This is a genomic window from Liquorilactobacillus vini DSM 20605, assembly GCF_000255495.1.
Classification (GTDB): Bacteria; Bacillota; Bacilli; order Lactobacillales; family Lactobacillaceae; genus Liquorilactobacillus; species Liquorilactobacillus vini.
Genome location: NZ_AHYZ01000152.1, coordinates 1 through 21,665, shown reverse-complemented (window position 1 = coordinate 21,665; position 21,665 = coordinate 1). Strand labels below are relative to the sequence as shown.

Genomic DNA, 21,665 nt, shown 5'->3' with positions numbered 1-21,665 from the left:
GTTGTTACTGGGCCTGCTGAAATTTCAGCTAAAATTGACGTTGTTTCACCAGTCAAAGATAAATTGTATACACCTAAAATGCCTGGTGCCGAGGATCAAATTCATGATTTGACATTAAACAAAGCACACGAATTATATGGTGATCCATTACCGGAAATTGTTCAAAAGCGGCTGGAAAAAGAATTAAAAAGTGTTATTGGTAATGGTTTCTCGGTGATTTATTTGATTGCTCAGAAATTAGTTTATAAATCAAATAAAGATGGTTATTTAGTCGGATCTCGTGGATCAGTTGGATCAAGTTTGGTAGCAACGATGACGGGAATTACTGAGGTCAATCCATTGCCGCCGCATTATCGCTGCCCTAAATGTAAATGGAGTCATTTTTATGTCAAAGGCGAATACGGGTCGGGTTTTGATTTACCCGATAAGAAGTGCCCTAGGTGCCAGACGCTTTTAATCAAGGATGGCCAAGACATTCCCTTTGAAACTTTTTTAGGCTTTTACGGTAATAAAGTACCAGATATCGATTTAAACTTTTCTGGTGACTATCAGCCAATTGCTCATAATTATACGAAAGTTCTCTTCGGAGAAAACAATGTTTATCGAGCTGGGACAATTGGTACGGTTGCTGACAAAACCGCTTATGGATATGTTAAGGGCTATGAACGTGATACCGAGCAAGAATTCAGGAATGCTGAAGTTGATCGTTTAGCCAAAGGAGCAACTGGGGTTAAAAGAACAACTGGACAGCATCCAGCCGGAATTTTGGTTGTACCAGATTATATGGATATTTTTGATTTCACACCGATTCAATATCCAGCTGATGATCAAACTGCAAATTGGAAAACAACGCATTTTGATTTTCATTCAATTCACGATAATATCTTAAAACTTGATATTTTAGGTCATGATGATCCAACGATGATTCGAATGTTGCAAGATCTTTCCGGGATTAATCCAAAATCGATTCCGCCAGCTGATCCAGGCGTAATGCAACTGTTTTCTGGGACTGAAATCTTAGGGGTAACTCCAGAGCAGATTGGCTCTAAGACTGGTACTTTAGGAATTCCTGAATTTGGAACGCGATTTGTTCGCGGAATGCTGGAAGAAACTAAGCCAAAAACTTTTGCAGAATTATTAAAGATTTCTGGCTTGTCGCATGGAACGGATGTCTGGCTCGGGAATGCCGAAGAATTGATTCAAAATGGCACGGTAACGATGCCGGAAGTTATCGGTTGTCGTGATGATATTATGATGGATTTGATTCATATGGGAGTGGAAGCTGATCGGGCCTTTAAAATTATGGAACATGTCAGAAAGGGACGTGGGATCCCTGAGGACTGGCAAAAAGAAATGCGCCAGGCAAAAGTTCCAGAATGGTATATTAATTCTTGTTTGAAGATCAAATACATGTTCCCGAAGGCTCATGCCGCAGCTTATGTTTTAATGGCTTTACGGATTGCTTATTTCAAAGTTTATTTTCCACTGATTTATTATGCAGCTTACTTTAGCGTGCGAGCTGATGATTTTGACTTAGTTGCGATGACACGTGGTAAAGAAACTGTCAAAGCAGCTATCAAAGAAATCAATGCTAAGGGTATGGATGCAAGTACTAAAGAAAAAAATTTGCTGACAGTCTTAGAATTGGCTAATGAAATGCTGGAACGCGGTTTTAATTTTAAAATGGTTGACTTAAATCGTTCTGCGGTTGCTGCTTGGCTGATTGATGGTGATTCATTAATTGCGCCTTTCAATGCAATTCCCGGTTTAGGAACGAATGTTGCAAAACAAATCGTTGCCGCTCGTGAGGAAAAGCCTTTTCTTTCTAAAGAAGATTTAGCTAAACGTGGTAAAGTTTCAAAGACATTAATCGATTTTATGAATGAAAATCAGGTGTTAGATGAATTGCCAGATGAAAATCAACTGAGTTTATTTGATTCCTTGTTTTAGTTTTTAAGAGAAAATTTGTCAAGTTTGTTTTTATATGGTATAGTTAATAGGTAATTAATAACTCGTTGGGAGTGAGCAGCAATGCTCGCTCTTTTTATTGCAGCTATTTGTAAAGGAGGATAACTTAGTGAGTCCCGTCGTTGAAAAAGTAACGGAATTAGTTAAGCCGATTTTGGCAGAGTATCATTTTGAATTAGTTGATGTTGAATTTGTTAAAGAAGGCAAGAGTTGGTATTTAAGAGTTTATATTGATAAAGAAGGTGGCATCAATATTGAAGAATGCGCTTTGGTGAGCGACCGCTTGAGTGAACGGCTTGATCAATATGATCCTGATCCAATACCACAAGCATATTATTTGGAAGTTTCTTCACCGGGGGCAGAACGGCCTTTGAAAAATGAAAAGGATCTGCAGCGTGCAATCAATAAATATATCCATGTGTCTTTATACCAACCTTTAGCGGGGAAAAAGATTTTTGAAGGTGATTTGACTGCTGTGACGCCAACGTTCTTAACATTAAGGATCAATGATCAGGGCCGGTTTAAACAACAGAAGATTTTACGTCAGCAAATTGCCAAAGCACGGTTAGCTATTAAGTTTTAATTTTAATTAAGGAGTTTAAAGACGATGAGCAAAGAATTAGTAGAAGCACTTGATGCTTTGGAAAAGGAAAAAGGAATAAAAAAGCAAGTTGTTGTTGAAGCTTTGGAAGCAGCACTCGTTTCAGCTTATAAGCGAAACTATGGCCAGTCACGTAATGTGGAAGTGGATTTTGACCAGCAAGCTGGTGAGATCAATGTTTATGCAGTTAAGGAAGTTGTTGATCAAGTTTTTGATTCCCAATTGGAAATCAGCTTAGAAGATGCTTTGAAAATCAATAAAGCTTATGAGGTTGGCGATCAGATCAGATTTAAAGTCACACCTAAAAACTTTGGCCGGATTGCAGCCCAAACAGCTAAACAAGTTATTATGCAGCGGGTACGTGAGGCGGAAAGAAGCATTGTTTATGATCAATATATCCAGTATGAAAAAGAAATTGTTACTGGCGAAGTTGAGCGGATTGATCATCGTTATGTTTATGTGAACCTTGGTCGAGTAGAAGCGGTCTTGTCTCATCAGGATCAAATTCCAGGTGAAGAATATCATCCACATGATCGCATTAAGGTTTATATTTATAAAGTTGAAAATAGTGCTAAAGGACCGCAAGTTTTTGTTAGTCGTTCACATCCAGATTTGTTAAAACGATTGTTTGAACAGGAAATTCCAGAAGTCTTTGATGGGACGGTTGAAATCGTTTCGATTGCTAGGGAAGCGGGTGATCGAGCCAAGGTTGCTGTTCGTTCAACTAAAGATGGGGTCGACCCAGTTGGAACCTGTGTTGGACCTCGTGGTGAGCGGGTTCAAGCAATTGTTAATGAGTTGCGGGGAGAAAATATGGATATTGTCGAATGGAACAGTGATCCGGCCGATTTTATCAGCAATGCTTTAAACCCAGCGGAAGTCTTGAATGTGATTTTTGATCCAGATAACGAGCGAGCTTGCACGGTCGTTGTTCCTGATGATCAACTTTCTTTAGCAATTGGCAAACGGGGACAAAATGCACGTCTGGCAGCTAAATTGACTGGTTATAAGATCGATATTAAATCAGAAAGCGAGTTTGCTGATTTAGCGACAAATTCTGAACAAGAACCAACTGAACAATAAGCAATATAATTTGAAGAAAATTAACAAAGAGGTGATTAAAATGGTTCGCCGTAGAAAAGTTCCAATGCGTAAAGATATTGTAACTGCCGAAATGAAGCCCAAAAAAGAGCTGGTTCGAATCGTTAAAAACAAAGAAGGAGAAATTAGTATTGATCCGACTGGGAAAAAAGCTGGTCGTGGTGCATATATTAGTTTAAATTTAGCAATTGCTAAACAAGCAAAAACCGAGCGGACTTTCGACAAAGCGTTTAATATAAAGGTTGAAGATGATTTTTACGATCAATTGATTGCTTATGTTGATCATCAAGTTGCTCGGCGTGAGTTATTTGGAGAGCAAACGAAATGAAGGCTCAGCAGCAAATTTTACAATTATTAGGGATTGCGCGTCGAGCTGATAAAATAGTTAGTGGTGAAGCACAAGTTATTAGGCAGCTGCCGCAAAGAAAGCTGAAGTTGGTTTTTTTGGCAACTGATGCAACACCGACAGCTGCCAAAAAGATTAACGATAAATGTCAATTCTATCAAGTAATTGTTGATCAATCATTTAAACGTAATGAGCTTAGCCAAGCAATTGGTATGGCAAGATCAGTAGTTGCCTTAACTGATGAGGGCTTTACCAGAAAAATTTTAAGCTTATTGAAAAATAATCAAGAAAATAGATCAACTAGAGAAAATGGAGAGTGAGTCTATGGGGAAAAAAAGAATCTACCAATTAGCAAAGGAATTAAATCTTCCAAGCAAAAAAGTTATTGAAGTGGCAAAAAAGCAAGGATTTTCGGTTGCTAATCACATGTCAACAATTGGCGAAAATGAAGAACGTCAATTGCGTAATTTATTGAGTAAAAAAGGATCCTCAAACAGCGAAAAGGTTTCTGTAAAGCAGACGAAGGTTCAGCCTAAAAAAACTGTTCAGTCAAAACATCAAGCTGTGAAGGCGAAGCCAGTAACTGAGAAGAAGTCAAGCCAAGTCAGTAATTCGGCTAGGCAGAGTAGCCAATCCAAAGCTCATAATAATCAACCATCAAAAAATACTGAAAAAAGATATAATGGTCAAAGTAATTATTCACAAAATCGCTTTAACCGAAAAAACAAAAAGAATCGTCGCAAAAATCGCCGTCAGGAAAATAAAAAGCCGGCAGTTCCACCACGTAAGAACAAGCCATTGCCAGAAACCTTGGTTTATACAGTTGGGATGAATGTCGCTGATATTTCAAAAAAAATTCATCGTGAACCGGCTGAGATCATCAAAAAGCTCTTTTTGCTAGGCGTAATGGTTAATCAAAATCAATCATTAGATAAAGAAACGATTGAATTATTAGCTGAGGAATATGGTATTAAAGCGCAAGAAAAAGTTGAAGTTGATCTCTCGGATATTGATAAGATTTTCGATGATGAAAATAAAAACAAAAAGCACTTGGTTCCTCGCCCACCAGTAGTTACAGTGATGGGACATGTTGATCATGGCAAAACAACATTGTTGGATAAGTTAAGACATACTCATGTAACAGCTAAAGAAGCTGGTGGAATTACCCAACACATTGGTGCCTATCAAGTCAAGCATGATGGCAAAACGATCACATTTCTTGACACACCTGGTCACGCAGCCTTTACTAATATGCGGGCTCGTGGTGCCGATATTACTGATATTACTGTATTAGTAGTTGCCGCAGATGATGGTGTAATGCCACAGACGATTGAAGCTATTAACCATGCCAAGGCGGCTAAGGTTCCAATCATCGTTGCAGTTAATAAGATTGATAAGCCAGGTGCTAATCCGAATCATGTAATGGAGCAATTGACCGAATATGAACTGATACCAGAAGATTGGGGTGGAAATACGATTTTTGTTGAAATTTCAGCAAAATTCGGCAAAAACCTTGATGAGTTATTAGATATGATTTTATTGGAAGCTGAAATGCTTGAATTGCGGGCTAATCCGAAACAACATGGAGCTGGTTCAGTTATTGAAGCCCGGTTGGATAAGGGTAAAGGAGCAGTTGCGACCCTTTTGGTTCAACAAGGGACATTGCATGTTGGGGATCCAATTGTAGTTGGTAATACTTTTGGCCGAGTTCGGACAATGACCAATGACAAAGGACAACAAATCAAAAAAGCTTTGCCATCGACGCCCGTTGAAATTACCGGTTTAAATGATGTTCCAGATTCTGGTGATCGTTTTGTAGCTTTTGGTGATGAAAAGTCTGCTCGAGCAGTTGGTGAGGAGCGGGCTAAACGGGCTTTAAGGAAAGAAAGAAGCCAAACGGCACCGCATGTAACGTTAGATAATCTGTTCGATTCGTTAAAAGAAGGCGAATTGAAGGAAGTTGACATAATTATTAAGGCTGATGTTCAAGGCTCAGTCGAAGCTTTAGCTAATAGTTTTCAAAAGATTAACGTTGAAGGCGTTCGGGTCAATATCATTCATCAAGCGGCCGGTGCTATTAACGAAAGCGATGTTACTTTAGCTGAGGCTTCCAACGCGATTATTATTGGCTTTAATGTTCGTCCGACTCCACAAGCTAAAGCTCAAGCGGAAAGCGATCATGTTGATATTCGTTTGCATAAAGTAATTTATCAAGCAATTGAAGAAGTGGAAACGGCGATGAAAGGGATGCTTGAACCAGTTTATCAAGAAAAGGTTATTGGTCAAGTTGAGATTCGTCAAACATATAAAGTTTCTAAACTTGGAACAATTGGTGGTGGTTACGTTACGGATGGTTATATCCAACGTGATAGTGGAGTGCGAGTCATTCGTGATGGAATCGTAATTTACGAGGGCAAACTTGCTAGTTTGAAACGTTTTAAAGATGATGTTAAACAAGTTAAGCAGGGCTTTGAATGTGGATTAATGGTCGAAAATTATAATGATATTAAAGTTGGCGATCAGATTGAGGCTTTTATTATGCAAGAAGTTCCGACAAAATAGTAATTTTTTAAAGGAGAATTAATTTTGGTTCGTAATTACCGTATAGGTCGTTTAGAACAAGAGATTCAACGTGAAGTTGATGATATTTTGATGAAGCGCGTTCGGGATCCTCGTGTTCAAGGTGTTACAATCACCGGTGTTGAAGTGACGGGAGATTTGCAGCATGCAACTATTTACTATAGTATTTTGTCAGACCAAGCCTCTGCTGCTGAAAAGACGCAGACCGGTTTGGACAAAGCAACAGGATTGATTCGACGTGAATTAGGATCACGTTTAAGCATTTACGTGACACCAGAAATTAAGTTTGAACAAGATCGATCAGTCCAATATGGAAATCGAATCGATCAGTTGTTGAATCAAGTGAAAAAAGCTAATCAAAATAATGATAAATGATCTGCTTAAGATTAACTGGCTGGATATTTTTAACAGCATTCTTAGCAGACAATTATAAAAGCTGTAACAAAGCAATTGTTTTGTCGCAGCTTTTATTTCAGAAAAGAATAAAGGAGGTCGCTAATGGATGGCATAATTCCTTTGTATAAGGAAAAAGGCATGACTAGCAGCGATTGTGTCCGTCATTGTCGGCAAATTCTAAAAATGAAACGAGTCGGGCATAGTGGAACTTTAGATCCGAATGTTAATGGTGTTTTGCCAGTTTGCATTGGGAAAGCAACGAAAGTCGTTAACTATTTGATGGATTTTGGAAAAGTTTATACTGGTGAAATAACTTTTGGCCTAGCAACAGTTACAGAAGACCTGGATGGAGAAATAATTGCGCAAGAAAGGTTGACGAAACCTTTTTCACTTAAACAGATTGATCAAGCAATGAAAAAATTGACAGGTGATTTAATTCAAATTCCGCCACTATATTCGGCAATTAAGGTTAATGGCCGTCGTTTGTATAACTACGCGCGATTAGGCATTCCAGTCGAACGTCCCAAACGAAAAATCAAAGTCAACTATTTTCGGCAAAGCAAACCACCAGTTTTTAATTTGCAACAGCGGCAGCAGACCTGTTTTTTTGAAGTAAGTTGTGGCAAAGGGACTTACATTCGGACACTAGCTAGTGATTTGGGAAAAAGTTTAGGTGTACCTGCTGTTATGTCAAAATTAACGAGACAAACAAGTGGTGGCTTTGATCTTTCCGAAACAGTCAGTCTTCAGCATTTACGAACAGCGGCAGCGACTGGACAAATTAAAAATCTAGTTTACGATTGGGATGTAGCTTTAAAAAACTTCGATCATTATCAGTTGTCGCCAGCACAATGGAATAAGGTGAAGAATGGTGGTTTTTTGGATTTAACGGCCACCAGTGAAAAAATTGTGTTGACCTATCAACAAAAAAGCCGTTGTATTTATCATTTAAACCAACAGCGACAGCTTTATGTGCCAGAACAGATGATCGATTTAACGGAAGGATACGAAGAGTGAAAACGATTGAATTAAGTGAGCCATTTGATCCACAAATCATTCCAGCTGGTAAAGTCGTTTTAGCAACTGGCTTTTTTGACGGTGTTCATTGTGGTCATCAACAGGTGATCAAAACGGCAGCTCGACAGGCCAAAAAAATGAGTTGCAAGTTAGCTGTGATGACGCTTGATCGACATCCAATGATCGTTTTTCAGCATGTTCCGACAAAACAAATTCATTATTTAACGACCTTAAAACATAAGTTGAAATTATTCCAGCAATTAGGTGCCGATTATGTATATGTGATCAAGTTGGCAGGGACTTTACCGCAAATGCCGCCCCAAGAATTTGTCGATAAATATATGGTTGGTCTGCATGCAGCAGCAGTGGTTGCTGGTGAAGATTATACATATGGCAAGCATACAATTGCTAATATGCAAACTTTACCAGAATTTGCTCGCAATCGCTTTCAAGTGATTACGGTCAAACATGTATTATTTGGACAAAAAAAAATTAGTTCAACAATGATTCGACGCTTGCTTGATACTGGCCAAATTGATTTAGCAAATCAATTATTAGGTTACCATTATCAAAATACGGGAATTATTGTTCATGGTAAACAGCTGGGCCGCCAATTGGGGTTTCCAACTTTAAATTTAAAAATTAATTCTCAGGAACGAATCTTGGGTGAAGGAATTTATGCAACCAAGGTGCGGCTCAGTGGTAAAGAATATTTGGGAATGGCTTCAATTGGCAGAAATGAGACTTTCGGCGCTAATCAACAATTAACTGTTGAAATTAATCTACTTAATTTTTCTAAAATGGTTTATGGTCAACAAGTTGTTGTTAATTGGTATCATTATTTACGCGGTCAGGTTAAATTTGCAAATGCTCAAGCGCTGATAGAGCAGTTAAAAAAAGACCAACGGCAGACGTTGAACTATTTTCAAAAATGAAAAGAAACTCTTTTTTAGTTGCTGAAAGTTCAATTCTTGACTTATTAACCTTTTTCTTGTATATTAATAATTGACTTAGCACTCAATGATGCTAAGTGCTAATCGAGGTGATAATCATGCTAACCGAAAGGCAGCTGCTGATTCTCGAAACAATTGTTCAAGATTATGCTGATGCTGGACATCCAGTTGGGTCAAAGGTTTTGGAAAGCCAATTGCCAGTTCATGTCAGTTCAGCAACAATTCGTAATGAGATGGCGACATTGGAAAAAATGGGGTTTTTGCTGAAAGAGCACTCTTCTTCTGGGAGAATACCATCACTAAAGGGCTATCGCTATTATGTTGATAATTTAGTAAAGCCGTCAGCAATTGATCCACAACTGGTTGATAATGTTCGCAAAGCCTTAGACAATCAATTCTTTAAGATTGATCAATTGGTTGCTTCCTCAGCTAAAATTTTGTCGCAAATGACAAACTATACAGCAATAACATTTAAGCCAGCAACTAAGCAGGTTCGTTTGCAAGGCTTTAAAATTATGCCAATGGGTAACCAGCAAGTTATGGTTATGTTAATCACGAGCGATGGTGAAGTTGAAAGTCAGCTGTTTAACTTACCAAGACAAATTAGTGGTGAGGAACTGGAAGCAATGGTTAGAATCATCAATGATCAAATTGTTGGTCTGCCATTGGATGAAGTTGTCGATAAACTTCGTGAAAGTGTTCCGGTGCTGGTTCATTATATTCGTCAACCAAGTGGCTTTTTGAGCATTTTTGGTGGGATTTTAAACAAAGCAGTTGATGATCAATTTTACGTGGGTGGTAAACTTAATCTGTTAGACTTTGTTGAAGATGGCAATATTGAGCAGATTAAAGCTTTATATTCATTGATCGACCGCTCAGCAGATATTACTAATTTAGTGGCAACTCAAGATCATCAACAAACGATCCATGTTAAACTGGGCAATGAGATGGCTGATCGTTCACTTTTGAATTACAGCTTGATTTCAGCGACTTATGATGTGGCACAGCATGGTCAAGGATTAATTGCAATTCTTGGGCCGACTAATATGCCATATTCAAAAATTATTGCTCTACTTGAGGTTTTTCGTGATGAGTTAGCGCATAAGATGCTTGATTATTATGATTTCTATGATTAGAAATTAGAGAAGGGGTGTTCACTTGTCAGAAAAAGAAAGTGATCTTAGCCAGCAACAAGAAAGTGCTGAGAAAAAAAAGGACGCAAATAAACCAAAACCAGTTAAAGCTTCAAAAGCTAAGGCTGAAAAAGCGATAGTTGATCAGAAATTGAAAAAGCAATTAAGTGATCTGCAAGCAAAGTATGATCAACTAGAAGATAAGTACTTGCGTGCCGAAGCTGAAATGGCTAATATGACCACTCGCTTTAAAAATGAACAGGCTAAATTGATCAAATATGATGGTCAAGCGTTGGCTAAAGATGTTTTACCGGTGTTGGATAATTTGGCGCGTGCTTTGCAAATTGAAGCTCAAGATGATGTTTCAAAGCAGTTGAAGCATGGGATTGAAATGGTTCATCGTGATATGGAAAAAGCTTTAAAAGATAATCATATTACCAAAATTGAAGCTCTCGGTAAACCTTTTGATCCACTTTATCATCAAGCCGTTAAGACTGTACCGGTTGAAAAGGGCCAGCAGCCTGAAACGGTCGTAGAAGTTTTCCAAGAGGGTTACTTATTAAAAGATCGAGTTTTGCGACCAGCAATGGTGGTAGTAGCCCAATGATAATTTTTTAAATAAATTCTAAAAAAGAGGTAGAAAATTATGTCAAAAATCATTGGTATTGATTTAGGAACAACTAATTCTGCAGTGGCTGTTCTTGAAGGGAAAGAACCTAAAATCATTACTAATCCTGAAGGAAATCGGACAACTCCGTCAGTTGTTTCTTTTAAAAATGGTGAAAAACAGGTTGGTGAAGTTGCTAAACGTCAGGTAATCACTAATCCAAATACAATTTACTCAATTAAACGTCACATGGGTGAAGCTGATTATAAAGTTAGTGTTGAAGGTAAGGAATATACTCCTCAAGAAGTTTCGGCAATGATTTTGCAGTATATTAAGGAATATTCTGAAGCTTATTTAGGTGAAAAAGTTTCTCAGGCAGTTATTACAGTTCCAGCATACTTTAATGATGCTCAACGTCAGGCAACTAAAGATGCTGGTAAAATTGCGGGTTTAAAGGTTGAAAGAATTGTTAACGAACCAACAGCTGCTGCTTTAGCATATGGTTTGGATAAGCTTGAAAAAGATCAAAAAATCTTAGTATTTGACCTTGGCGGTGGAACGTTTGATGTTTCAATCCTTGAGCTAGGTGATGGTGTTTTTGAAGTTCTTTCGACTAATGGTGATACACATTTGGGCGGAGACGATTTCGACCGCAAGATTATGGATTGGTTAGTCGATGATTTCAAAAAGGAAAATGGGATTGATTTATCGCAGGATAAAATGGCGATGCAGCGGCTGAAAGATGCAGCTGAGAAAGCTAAGAAGGATCTTTCAGGTGTCTCAAGTTCACAAATTAGTTTGCCGTTCATTACTTCTGGTGCGAATGGCCCATTACATTTAGAAAAAACTTTGACGAGAGCTAAGTTTGATGAATTAACCGCCGATTTAGTTGAAAGAACGAAGATTCCAGTTCGGAATGCTTTACATGATGCCAAATTAACGAATAACGAAATTGATGAAGTTATTTTAGTTGGTGGTTCGACCCGGATTCCAGCTGTCCAAGAAGCAGTTGAAAAAGAAACTGGCCATAAGCCAAATAAATCAGTTAATCCAGATGAAGCCGTTGCCTTAGGGGCAGCTATTCAAGGTGGAGTGATTACTGGTGATGTTAAAGATGTTGTGTTGCTTGATGTTACACCATTGTCATTAGGAATTGAAACGATGGGTGGGGTCTTTACTAAATTGATCGATCGCAATACAACGATCCCAACCAGCAAGTCACAAGTATTTTCAACGGCTGCTGATAATCAGCCGGCTGTTGATATTCACGTTTTGCAAGGTGAACGTCCGATGGCTGCTGATAATAAAACGTTAGGTCGTTTCCAGTTAACAGATATTCCAGCAGCACCAAGAGGAGTTCCGCAGATTCAAGTTACTTTTGATATTGATAAAAATGGGATTGTGAATGTTTCAGCTAAAGACTTAGGCACGAACAAAGAACAAAAAATTACGATTAAGAGTTCATCCGGTCTTTCAGATGAAGAAATTCAACGGATGGTCAAAGAAGCTAAAGAAAATGAGACTGCTGATAAGAAGCGGAAAGAAGAGGTTGATCTTAAAAATGAGGTTGACCAGTTGCTCTTTACTTCTGAGAAGACGCTGAAGGAAGTCAAAGGTAAAGTATCTGATGACGAAATCAAGAAGGCAGAGGCAGCTCGTGATGCTTTGAAGAAGGCTCAAGAGGCTAATAATGTTGATGAGATGAAGACGAAAAAGGATGATTTGATGAAGATTGTTCAGGATATGTCAGTGAAACTTTATCAACAAGCACAAAAAGATCAACAGGCGAAGGGACAAAATAATAATTCGACTGAATCCAAGGATAGTTCTTCAAAACCTGATGACGGAACCGTTGATGGTGACTTTAAAGAAGTCAATCCAGATGACAAAAAATAATCAGTACTGATTAGATAAAAAGTCAAAGGCCTGCGGGACTTTGACTTTTTATTTCGGGACGATTATGTTACTCTTTTTAAGTAGACTGTAAGTAATGGAGGGAGAAAATGGCAGGAAATAAAGATCCTTATGAAGTGCTTGGTGTTTCACGGGATGCTTCTGCTGCAGAAATTAAAAAAGCTTATCGGCGGCTTTCTAAAAAATATCATCCGGATTTAAATAAAGAACCAGGGGCTGAACAAAAGTTTAAAGAAATTAACGAAGCTTATGAAATCTTAAGTGATCCGCAAAAAAAGGCGCAATTTGATCAATTTGGCTCGACAGGAACTAATGCCGGTCAAGGTTTTGGTGGCTTTCAAGGTGGCGATTTTGGCGACTTCTCAGGCGGCTTTGAAGATATTTTTTCGTCTTTCTTCGGCGGTGGCAACACTGGTCGTTCACGTAATCAGCCACGACAAGGTCATGATTTACAATATAATATGACTTTAACTTTTGAAGAAGCAATTTTTGGAAAGAAAACTGATATTCAGTATACGCGAGAAGCTTTGTGCAAGACATGTAAGGGAACTGGTGCTAAACCGGGAACGCATCCGGAAACTTGTCAAAAGTGTCATGGTTCTGGAATGGTTCGAGAAGCTCAAAATACGCCGTTAGGCCGGATTATTCGTGAAGCTGAGTGTAATGTTTGTGGTGGAACAGGAAAAGTAATCCGCGAGAAATGTCAAGACTGTCAAGGAACTGGCCATGTTAAAGAACGGCATGAAGTCGAAGTTTCAATTCCAGCCGGAATTGAAGATGGCAATCAAATGCGTTTGCAAAATCAAGGAGAAGCTGGCTTTAATGGTGGACCATATGGTGATTTGTATATTGTTTTCCGAGTAAAACCAAGCAAAATCTTTAAACGTGATGGGACAAAGATCTTCTTTACGCAGCCGATCAGCTTTGTTCAAGCAGCTTTAGGTGATGAAGTCTTGGTTAAGACCGTTCACGGAGATGTTAAGCTGAAGATCCCAGCTGGAACTCAAACAGGAGCTACTTTCCGTTTGCGTGGCAAAGGAGCGCCGCATTTACGGACACAAGAAATGGGTGATGAAGAAGTAACTGTTAAAGTTATGACACCTAAGAAATTGAATTCACGTCAGAAAGAAGCCTTAAAAGCTTTTGCTGAGGCTAGTGGCGAAAAAGTTGCTGGCGAGGGTTCATTATTTGATCGTTTTAAAAAGCATGGTTTTTAATTGATTTAATTGGGGTTGCCAGTTTTAAACCGGCAACTCTATTTTTATTTTGAAGATGAGTCGTTTTGCCCTAATTGTATTCGATTTAAATGATTGATATAATTCAGGTAAGAAGATAGAAAGTAGGCATAAAAATGGATCTGAAAGAAATGAAGCAACGACAACAGCGGATTCGTAACTTTTCAATCGTTGCACATATTGATCATGGTAAGTCCACTTTGGCTGATCGAATTCTTGAGTTGACAGATACTGTTTCAAAACGTGAGATGAAGGATCAGTTGTTAGATTCGATGGACTTAGAAAGAGAACGTGGTATTACAATCAAACTAAACGCGGTTGAACTTCATTATCGGGCAGATGATGGTCAGATTTATATTTTTCATTTAATTGATACTCCAGGTCATGTTGATTTTTCTTATGAAGTTTCACGCAGCCTAGCAGCTTGCGAAGGAGCAATTCTAGTCGTTGATGCTGCTCAAGGAGTCGAGGCACAAACAGTTGCGAATGTTTATCTAGCAATTGACGATGATTTGGAAATTATACCAGTGATCAATAAAATTGACTTGCCATCGGCGCAGCCAGAAGTTGTTCGCCAACAAATTGAAGACGTGATCGGCATTGATGCTGCTGGGGCAGTTCTGGCCAGTGCAAAAAAAGGAATCGGCATTAAGGAAATTCTGGAAAGAATTGTTCATCAGGTACCGGCTCCTGATGGTGATTTAGAAGCACCGTTAAAAGCTTTGATTTTTGATTCAATTTATGATGATTATCGAGGAGTAGTTTTAAGCATTAGAGTTGTTGATGGGGTGGTCAAACCGGGTGATCGAATTCGGTTAATGAATAGTCAAACTGAGTATGAAGTGACTGAAGTTGGAGTTAATTCGCCTAAGCCATTGCAACGTGACTATTTAATGGCTGGAGATGTTGGCTATTTAACTGCTAGTATTAAAGATATCAAAGATACTCGAGTTGGTGATACGGTGACCTCGGCGGTTAATCCGGCTGCAAATCCATTGAAAGGTTATCGTGAAATGAACCCAATGGTCTTTGCGGGGCTTTATCCAACAGATAATGCAAAGTATAATGATTTGCGAGAAGCCTTGGAGAAGTTGAAACTCAATGATGCAGCATTAGAGTTTGAACCGGAAACTTCGCAAGCGTTAGGTTTCGGATTTCGCTGCGGGTTCTTAGGCTTGTTGCATATGGATGTAGTCCAAGAGCGATTAGAGCGTGAATTTAATATGAATCTGATTACTACCGCTCCAACTGTTACTTATGATGTTGAATTAGCTGAGGGAGCGCATCTGAAAGTTGCCAACCCATCTGAAATGCCGGATGCGGCTCGAATCAAACAAATTAATGAACCTTTTGTTAAAGCAACTATCATGGTTCCCAATGATTATGTTGGAGCTGTTATGGAACTTTGCCAAAGAAAACGTGGCAAATTTATTACAATGAATTATCTAGATGATTATCGAGTAAATGTAATTTATCAAATCCCACTTGCTGAAATTATTTATGATTTTTTCGATAAATTGAAATCGAATACTCGTGGTTATGCTTCACTTGATTATGAGCTGAGTGCTAGCCAACCGAGTGATTTAGTTAAAATTGATATTTTATTGAATGGAGAAAAGATTGATGCACTAAGCTTTATTACCCATCGTCAAAATGCTCAACAACGTGGTCGAGAAATAACGGCACGACTTAAAGCTATTATTCCCCGGCAGAATTTTGAAATTCCAATTCAAGCCGCAATTGGTGCTAAAATAATTGCTCGAACAAATATCAAAGCGTACCGCAAAGATGTTACTGCGCGGATTCATACTGGCGATCCGGATCGCCGTGCTAAATTACTTGAAAAACAAAAACGTGGTAAAAAGCGAATGAAAGCCGTTGGAAAAGTGATCGTTCCACAAGAGGCATTTATGGCAGTTTTGAAAACGGATGAGGAACAAAGTAAATAGTTAATCAAATATAGTAAAAACTGCGGATGATCGACACGGCGATAAAAACAAAGAAGAATAGTTGCTCAACAAAAATGCAGGCTGATCATCACCTGCATTTTTGTTGAGCAACTGAATTAATAATTATTTAGTTAATTACTGGTTGCTGGTAGAGAATCCAAGCCTTTCCATTGAAGTAAATCTTCGCCAGCATTTAGTTTCTGAATGCATGTATCCATTTGTTGTAAATCTTTAGGTGTAAAACTAGCCAGAAGCTTGTCATGAACGTCATAACGTTCAAACTTATGCAGCTTGCCATTTTCCCGCGTTTCAACTGTGTATCCCCAATCAGAATAACGCCAAAGATCAAATACGATTTTCAATTTAATTATCTCCTTGATTTTCAAGATCTAATTTAGTAAGTTTAAATTTATTAAAGTTGGTAAAGAATCCAACCGCTAGCAATCATTGTTAAAACTCCAAGAAAAAAAACACTTAAAGTTACGGCAGAACGTTGAATTTTAAAATGCCAATTGAGTCCACTAATTAATAAAAGTAGTAAGCCAGTCAAGATTAATAAGAGATAAATGCTTCTTAATTTTAGTGTCAATTCACAAATTAAAATGGCTAAAATCAAAATCCAATTACGTGAATTTTGATACCAAGTAAGACTACCAAAAAAAAGTTCTTTGTAAGAAAAATGTCGATTTTTAACCAGTTTTTGATATTTTGAAAACAACAACAAGATCCAAATTATGTAAAGTATTAATCCAATTAACTTTATCATTGATTTGACAACCCCAAAAGGCTGTTACGATTCCCTCCTCTGTGAATTGTGTAAGTTTTTGGAAAACAGTATTCAAATCAGCATCACTGTCATTAAGTCATCGTTACTGATTAAGTCAGCACTCATGATCACAAATGAAGATTGTAGAACTTTAGACGGTGGTTGATCAAATTGAGTATTTAATTTCAAAGTAAAGCCAACTAAATTTTAGCAAAAGTCGTCTGAAATAACTAGTAATTTTAAAATAATGATTGCCAGTCTAATTTGGAGCTATTAAGATAGCTTATGGACATTAATTTTAAAAGATACGGAGGACAGTTCTTTGCAATGGAATAAATTGATCATTTCAATTGATAATCAAGCAGTAGCAGCTGCGAGTGAAATATTATTAAAAGCAGGTAGTCTAGGAAATCAAATTGATGATTTGGCTTTTCAAAATGATCCGCAACAACCAGTTAAATTAATTGGTTATTTTAATTTAACACCTAAATGGGAGCAGACTTTTACAAAGATCAAACAGCAATTGAATAGCTTGAGAAAATGTCAACTAGAAGTTGGTCCATTGGACTGGAAATTAGTCCAGGTTGATGAAGAAACATGGCAGCATCAGTGGGAAGATTATTATAATATTCAGCATATTAGTCATTTTTTAACGATCGTTCCTGCTTGGAAAGAATATCGTCCCAAATTTCAGAGTGAAATAGTGTTGCACTTGAATCCTGGACGATCTTTTGGCACTGGAATGCATCCAACAACGGTTTTAGCACTTCAAGCACTTGAGGGAAACTTACTTGTCAATCAATCAGTCATTGATGTTGGAGCAGGTTCAGGAATTTTAAGTCTAACGGCTAGCTTGTTAGGAGCTAATTGGGTTGATGGTTATGAACTTGATGAGCGGGCTTTAACAGCAGCTAAGAAAAATTTACAGCTTAATGGCTTAGTTAAGAATGTTTCATTTGTGCAAAGTAATTTATTGCAAAATGCAAAACGGCCGGCGGATCTAATGGTCGCCAACCTTTTACCAAATCTAATTTTGCAGTTGTTGCCAACGGTCGCTCATTACTTGAAGCCAAAGGGAAAATTGATTCTTTCGGGTATAATTCTTGACAAGCAAAAAATTGTTGAAACTGAATTATTCCAGAACCATTTTCTGATTCTGCAAAAATCACAGTTGAAAAATTGGTTGGGGATTGTTGCTCAAAAAAATGATTAAGGAGTCAATAATGCAACGTTATTTTACTAAATTAAGCGAGGTTCCTGCAGACTACCAATTAGAACCTCAAATTTTTCATCATGCAATTAGAGTTATGCGAGCTAAAGAGGGTCAAATGTTTGAATTGGTAGATCAGCAGCAAAGGGTTAAATTAATGAAACTAACTCGAGTTTTTGCTAATCAAGCTTTTGCTAAAACACTCAAGACAAGTTTGCCACAGGTCGAACTTCCAGTCAGAGTAACGATTTTAGCTGGATTGATTAAAAATTCTAAACCGGATCTATTAATTCAAAAAGCGACTGAACTTGGGGCAGCTAAGATTATTTTTTTCAATGCTGATTTTTCTGTAGCTCAGTGGAAAGAACAAAAAGTTGCAAAAAAATTAGTCCGTTTGCAAAAAATTGCTCAGGGAGCAGCTGAACAATCACACCGAACGCAAGTACCTCTAATTAATTTTGTAACAGAGTTGAAAAAATTTGATTTCTCAAATTACCAATTTAAAATGGCAGCCTACGAGGAGTCGGCTAAACAAGGCGAAAGGCAAAATTTGTCATTAATTATTCAAAAAGTCAAACAGGAATTAACAAGGCAGCAGACCAAACCAGCGCTAGTTGCAGTTTTTGGCCCAGAAGGTGGACTTTCAATGGCTGAAGTTGCTTATCTCCAACGGCAAGGATGCTGTTTATCCGGTTTAGGCCCCCGGATCATGCGGGCTGAAACGGCGCCTTGGTATTTACTAGCAGCACTTTCATTTGCTTTAGAATTAGGGTAAAATAATAACAATTAAAAGAAACGGGGACCTTGCAATGAATCGGAGTAAACTTTTTTCAGTTACAACACTTTGGTATTTGACTTTGGCAGCAGCACTTTCATTTGTTATTCCAATAATTTTTATTGAAACTAACGCTTCGGATATTCAAAGATTAGGTTTAATATTATTCGGAATTAATGTTATCTATTCATTAGTGGTTGGAGTGATTGTAGGCTTAAAACAGCAGCCGCTGGTGTATTTGCTGTTTTTTCCAATCGTTTATTTGATAGGTGTTTATTTCTTTTTTGATAGCTATGCTTATTATTTTGCGGGCGCTTATATAATCTTTGCATTTTTGGCATACGGAACTGTCCGAAAGTAATCAACTTTTTTTAGAGCGGTACTGACTGCTTTTATTTCATTTGAGGTTATTAGGAGAGGAACCTTGTTACATGAGTAACAGCTAGTTGATTTAGGGGGAGTGAGTAAAGTGGCAAAAGAAATGATTTGGACGGCGAAAGATGTTTTTCAAATGGTTGAAAAATATATGAATCAAAAGCACGTCGAATTAGTTAAAAAAGCTTATAACTTTGCAGCTTATGTTCATAAAAACCAACGTCGTCAATCAGGGGAACCATATATTATGCATCCAATTCAGGTGGCCGGAATCTTAGCTAATTTAAAAATGGATCCGGCAACAGTTTGTGCTGGCTTTTTACATGATGTCGTTGAAGATACGAATGTTACTTTGGGCGACGTTGGCGAGTTGTTTGGACATGATGTTGAGGTAATTGTTGATGGTGTGACTAAGCTGAGCAAAATCCGTTATAAATCTCATCAAGAACAGTTAGCAGAAAATCACCGTAAATTGTTGCTAGCAATGTCCAAGGACTTGCGGGTAATTATCGTTAAATTAGCAGATCGTTTGCATAATATGCGGACACTCAATCATTTACGTCCGGATAAGCAACGGCGGATTGCTAATGAGACACTGGAAATCTATGCACCGCTAGCCGATCGTTTAGGGATCAGTACAATTAAATGGGAACTAGAAGACATTTCCCTGCGTTATTTAAATCCACAGCAGTATTATCGGATCGTGCATTTAATGAATTCAAAACGTGCGGAACGAGTTGCTTATATTAATCGTGCGATTGAAGAAATTAAGGGTGCAATTGCTGATTTGCATTTGAATTGTGAAATTTATGGTCGGCCTAAGCATATTTATTCAATTTATCGTAAAATGAAAGATCAGCATAAACAATTTAGTCAGATTTATGATTTGCTGGCGGTAAGGGTGATCGTTAACTCAATTAAAGACTGTTATGCTGTTTTGGGTGCAATTCATACTAAATGGAAACCAATGCCTGGGCGCTTTAAAGATTATATTGCTATGCCCAAGGCTAATATGTATCAATCATTGCATACGACTGTTATCGGACCGGCCGGAAAACCATTTGAGGTTCAGATTCGAACAGAAGAAATGCATCGGGTAGCTGAATATGGGGTTGCGGCGCACTGGGCCTACAAAGAAGGCAAAACGAATGGTGTTAAACCTGATAAAACAGGCAATAAGCTCAACTGGTTCAAAGAAATTGTTGAGCTTCAGGATGAAAGTAATGACGCTGCCGAATTTATGGAAAGTGTCAAGGGAGATCTTTTTGGCGACCGTGTTTATGTCTTTACACCGAAGGGCGATGTCTTGGAGTTGCCCAAAGGAGCCGGTCCGTTAGATATGGCTTATTCAATCCATACCGAGATTGGTAATAAGACAGTTGGAGCTAAAGTAAATGGTAAAATTGTTCCCCTTGATTATCAGATCAAAAATGGTGAGATCGTTGATATTTTGACTTCTACAAATTCAACTGGTCCAAGTCGTGATTGGCTAAAGTTAGTTCATACTAATAAAGCTAGAAACAAGATTAAACGTTTCTTTAAATTGCGCGATCGGACAGAAAACATTGAAAAGGGCAAGGAAATTTTAAATACCAATTTGCTTGAAATGGGATTTGAACCGAAGAAAATTTTAGTATCAGAAAATATTGATCAAGTGTTGCAACGGCGGAAATTTTCAAGTGCTGATGATCTTTATGCGGCATTAGGATTTGGTGAATTGGCACCCTTGGGGATCATCAATATTTTGACCGAAAAAATTCGCCAGCAGCGTGAAGTAGATAAAAAGCTCGAAGCACAAAAGGCTTTATTAGAAGAACATAAAGAAATTTCTCATGAAAATCAGCAAAATACTCCTGTTAGCAAAGATAGTGCAGTCGTGATTGAAGGAGTTGACAATCTTTTAGTTCGTTTAAGTCATTGCTGTAATCCAATTCCAGGGGATGAAATTGTTGGTTACATTACTAAAGGACGCGGGGTTTCAGTTCATCGAGCTGATTGTCCTAATATTAAAAATGCTGAAAAGAATGGTAGCCGCTTGATTGAGGTTTCATGGAATATTGATCCTGAAAGTCAGACTTATTACAATGCTGATCTACAAATTCAAGGATATAACCGTAATGGCTTATTAAATGATGTGTTGCAAGCTTTAAATAACAGTACCCGGCAGTTAAGCTCGGTCAATGGACGGGTTGACCATAATAAGCTAGCAACAATGGAAGTTACAGTTGGGATCAAAGATCGGCTGCATTTGCAACGCGTGATCGATAACATTAAAAAAGTTCCAGATGTCTATGTTGTTAAACGTACGATCCATTAATAAAAGGTCAGGTGATCAGAGAATGCGTATTGTTTTACAGCGAGTGAAGCAAGCAAGTGTTAAAGTTAATCAGCAAGTTGTTGGGCAGATAGGTCAAGGCTTTTTGTTGCTGGTTGGTTTTGGGACTAGTGATGGTCAGAAACAAATTGATTACTTAGTGCATAAAATTAGTCATGTGCGTGTCTTTGCCGATAAAAGTGGCAAATTAAATTTAGATATTCATCAAGTTGGCGGCGAAATTCTTTCAATTTCACAGTTTACTTTATACGCTGCTTTACGCAAAGGCAATCGGCCTGGTTTTTCTCTAGCACAAGATCCAGTTGTGGCCCAGAAAAATTATCAGCTTTTTAATCAGGCGTTGCGCGCTGAGAAACTGAAAGTAGCAGAGGGAATATTTGGAGCCGATATGCAAGTCGAGTTGA

The 21,665-nt window shown here is 38.0% G+C and carries 20 protein-coding genes; 19 read left to right on the top strand and 1 reads right to left on the bottom strand.

Features of this window, described 5'->3' with window-relative positions; genetic code table 11:
* From ON15_RS08470 to lepA, 14 genes are all read left to right on the top strand, one after another.
* Nucleotides 1-1,950, top strand: a 1,950-nt coding sequence (locus ON15_RS08470) for a PolC-type DNA polymerase III (RefSeq protein WP_010581055.1), incomplete at its 5' end; no start/stop codon positions are given.
* 127 nt (nt 1,951-2,077) lie between these two features.
* Complete coding sequence (gene rimP, locus ON15_RS08465) at nt 2,078-2,551, top strand: ribosome maturation factor RimP (protein WP_010581054.1); 474 nt, start codon at nt 2,078-2,080, stop codon at nt 2,549-2,551.
* Between the two features lie 24 nt (nt 2,552-2,575).
* Nucleotides 2,576-3,652 carry a transcription termination factor NusA gene (gene nusA / locus ON15_RS08460; protein WP_010581053.1) on the top strand — a complete coding sequence of 359 codons (1,077 nt, stop codon included), beginning with the start codon at nt 2,576-2,578 and terminating at the stop codon, nt 3,650-3,652.
* Nucleotides 3,653-3,692: 40 nt separating this feature from the next.
* Nucleotides 3,693-3,998: an RNase P modulator RnpM gene (gene rnpM / locus ON15_RS08455; protein WP_010581052.1), complete on the top strand. Its 306-nt coding sequence runs from the start codon at nt 3,693-3,695 to the stop codon at nt 3,996-3,998.
* Nucleotides 3,995-4,336 carry a YlxQ-related RNA-binding protein gene (locus ON15_RS08450; RefSeq protein ID WP_010581051.1) on the top strand — a complete coding sequence of 114 codons (342 nt, stop codon included), beginning with the start codon at nt 3,995-3,997 and terminating at the stop codon, nt 4,334-4,336. The genes rnpM and ON15_RS08450 overlap by 4 nt, the downstream gene beginning before the upstream one ends.
* A gap of 4 nt (nt 4,337-4,340) precedes the next feature.
* Nucleotides 4,341-6,578 (top strand): translation initiation factor IF-2, encoded by a 2,238-nt coding sequence (gene infB, locus ON15_RS08445; protein WP_010581050.1) that lies wholly within the window; start codon nt 4,341-4,343, stop codon nt 6,576-6,578.
* Nucleotides 6,579-6,602: 24 nt separating this feature from the next.
* A complete protein-coding gene (gene rbfA / locus ON15_RS08440; RefSeq protein ID WP_010581049.1) occupies nt 6,603-6,971 on the top strand; it encodes a 30S ribosome-binding factor RbfA in 369 nt (122 codons plus the stop codon).
* Nucleotides 6,972-7,094: 123 nt separating this feature from the next.
* The gene (gene truB / locus ON15_RS08435; RefSeq protein ID WP_010581048.1) at nt 7,095-8,009 is read left to right on the top strand and encodes a tRNA pseudouridine(55) synthase TruB; all 915 of its coding nucleotides are present in this window, start codon (nt 7,095-7,097) and stop codon (nt 8,007-8,009) included.
* Entirely contained in the window at nt 8,006-8,944 is a 939-nt protein-coding gene (gene ribF / locus ON15_RS08430; RefSeq protein ID WP_010581047.1) for a riboflavin biosynthesis protein RibF, read from the top strand. The genes truB and ribF overlap by 4 nt, the downstream gene beginning before the upstream one ends.
* 116 nt (nt 8,945-9,060) lie before the next feature.
* Nucleotides 9,061-10,098: a heat-inducible transcriptional repressor HrcA gene (gene hrcA, locus ON15_RS08425; protein WP_010581046.1), complete on the top strand. Its 1,038-nt coding sequence runs from the start codon at nt 9,061-9,063 to the stop codon at nt 10,096-10,098.
* Nucleotides 10,099-10,120: 22 nt separating this feature from the next.
* A complete protein-coding gene (gene grpE, locus ON15_RS08420) occupies nt 10,121-10,702 on the top strand; it encodes a nucleotide exchange factor GrpE (protein ID WP_010581045.1) in 582 nt (193 codons plus the stop codon).
* Nucleotides 10,703-10,741: 39 nt separating this feature from the next.
* On the top strand, nt 10,742-12,598 hold the full coding sequence (gene dnaK, locus ON15_RS08415; RefSeq protein WP_010581044.1) for a molecular chaperone DnaK: 1,857 nt from the start codon (nt 10,742-10,744) through the stop codon (nt 12,596-12,598).
* A gap of 107 nt (nt 12,599-12,705) precedes the next feature.
* On the top strand, nt 12,706-13,833 hold the full coding sequence (gene dnaJ, locus ON15_RS08410; protein ID WP_010581043.1) for a molecular chaperone DnaJ: 1,128 nt from the start codon (nt 12,706-12,708) through the stop codon (nt 13,831-13,833).
* 134 nt (nt 13,834-13,967) lie between these two features.
* The gene (gene lepA / locus ON15_RS08405) at nt 13,968-15,800 is read left to right on the top strand and encodes a translation elongation factor 4 (RefSeq protein ID WP_010581042.1); all 1,833 of its coding nucleotides are present in this window, start codon (nt 13,968-13,970) and stop codon (nt 15,798-15,800) included.
* Between the two features lie 131 nt (nt 15,801-15,931).
* Here the strand turns inward: lepA and ON15_RS08400 are convergent, their stop codons facing one another.
* The gene (locus ON15_RS08400) at nt 15,932-16,162 is read right to left on the bottom strand and encodes a hypothetical protein (protein WP_010581041.1); all 231 of its coding nucleotides are present in this window, start codon (nt 16,160-16,162) and stop codon (nt 15,932-15,934) included.
* 726 nt (nt 16,163-16,888) lie between these two features.
* Here ON15_RS08400 and prmA point away from each other — a divergent pair.
* The 5 genes from prmA to dtd form a co-directional block, all read left to right on the top strand.
* Nucleotides 16,889-17,779, top strand: coding sequence for a 50S ribosomal protein L11 methyltransferase (gene prmA / locus ON15_RS08390; protein WP_010581039.1), 891 nt, complete (start codon nt 16,889-16,891; stop codon nt 17,777-17,779).
* Between the two features lie 10 nt (nt 17,780-17,789).
* Nucleotides 17,790-18,551 (top strand): RsmE family RNA methyltransferase, encoded by a 762-nt coding sequence (locus ON15_RS08385; protein WP_010581038.1) that lies wholly within the window; start codon nt 17,790-17,792, stop codon nt 18,549-18,551.
* Between the two features lie 34 nt (nt 18,552-18,585).
* Nucleotides 18,586-18,912 (top strand): hypothetical protein, encoded by a 327-nt coding sequence (locus ON15_RS08380; protein ID WP_010581037.1) that lies wholly within the window; start codon nt 18,586-18,588, stop codon nt 18,910-18,912.
* 108 nt (nt 18,913-19,020) lie between these two features.
* Nucleotides 19,021-21,243, top strand: coding sequence for a RelA/SpoT family protein (locus tag ON15_RS08375; RefSeq protein WP_010581036.1), 2,223 nt, complete (start codon nt 19,021-19,023; stop codon nt 21,241-21,243).
* Between the two features lie 22 nt (nt 21,244-21,265).
* Nucleotides 21,266-21,665, top strand: a 400-nt coding sequence (gene dtd / locus ON15_RS08370) for a D-aminoacyl-tRNA deacylase (RefSeq protein ID WP_010581035.1), incomplete at its 3' end; no start/stop codon positions are given.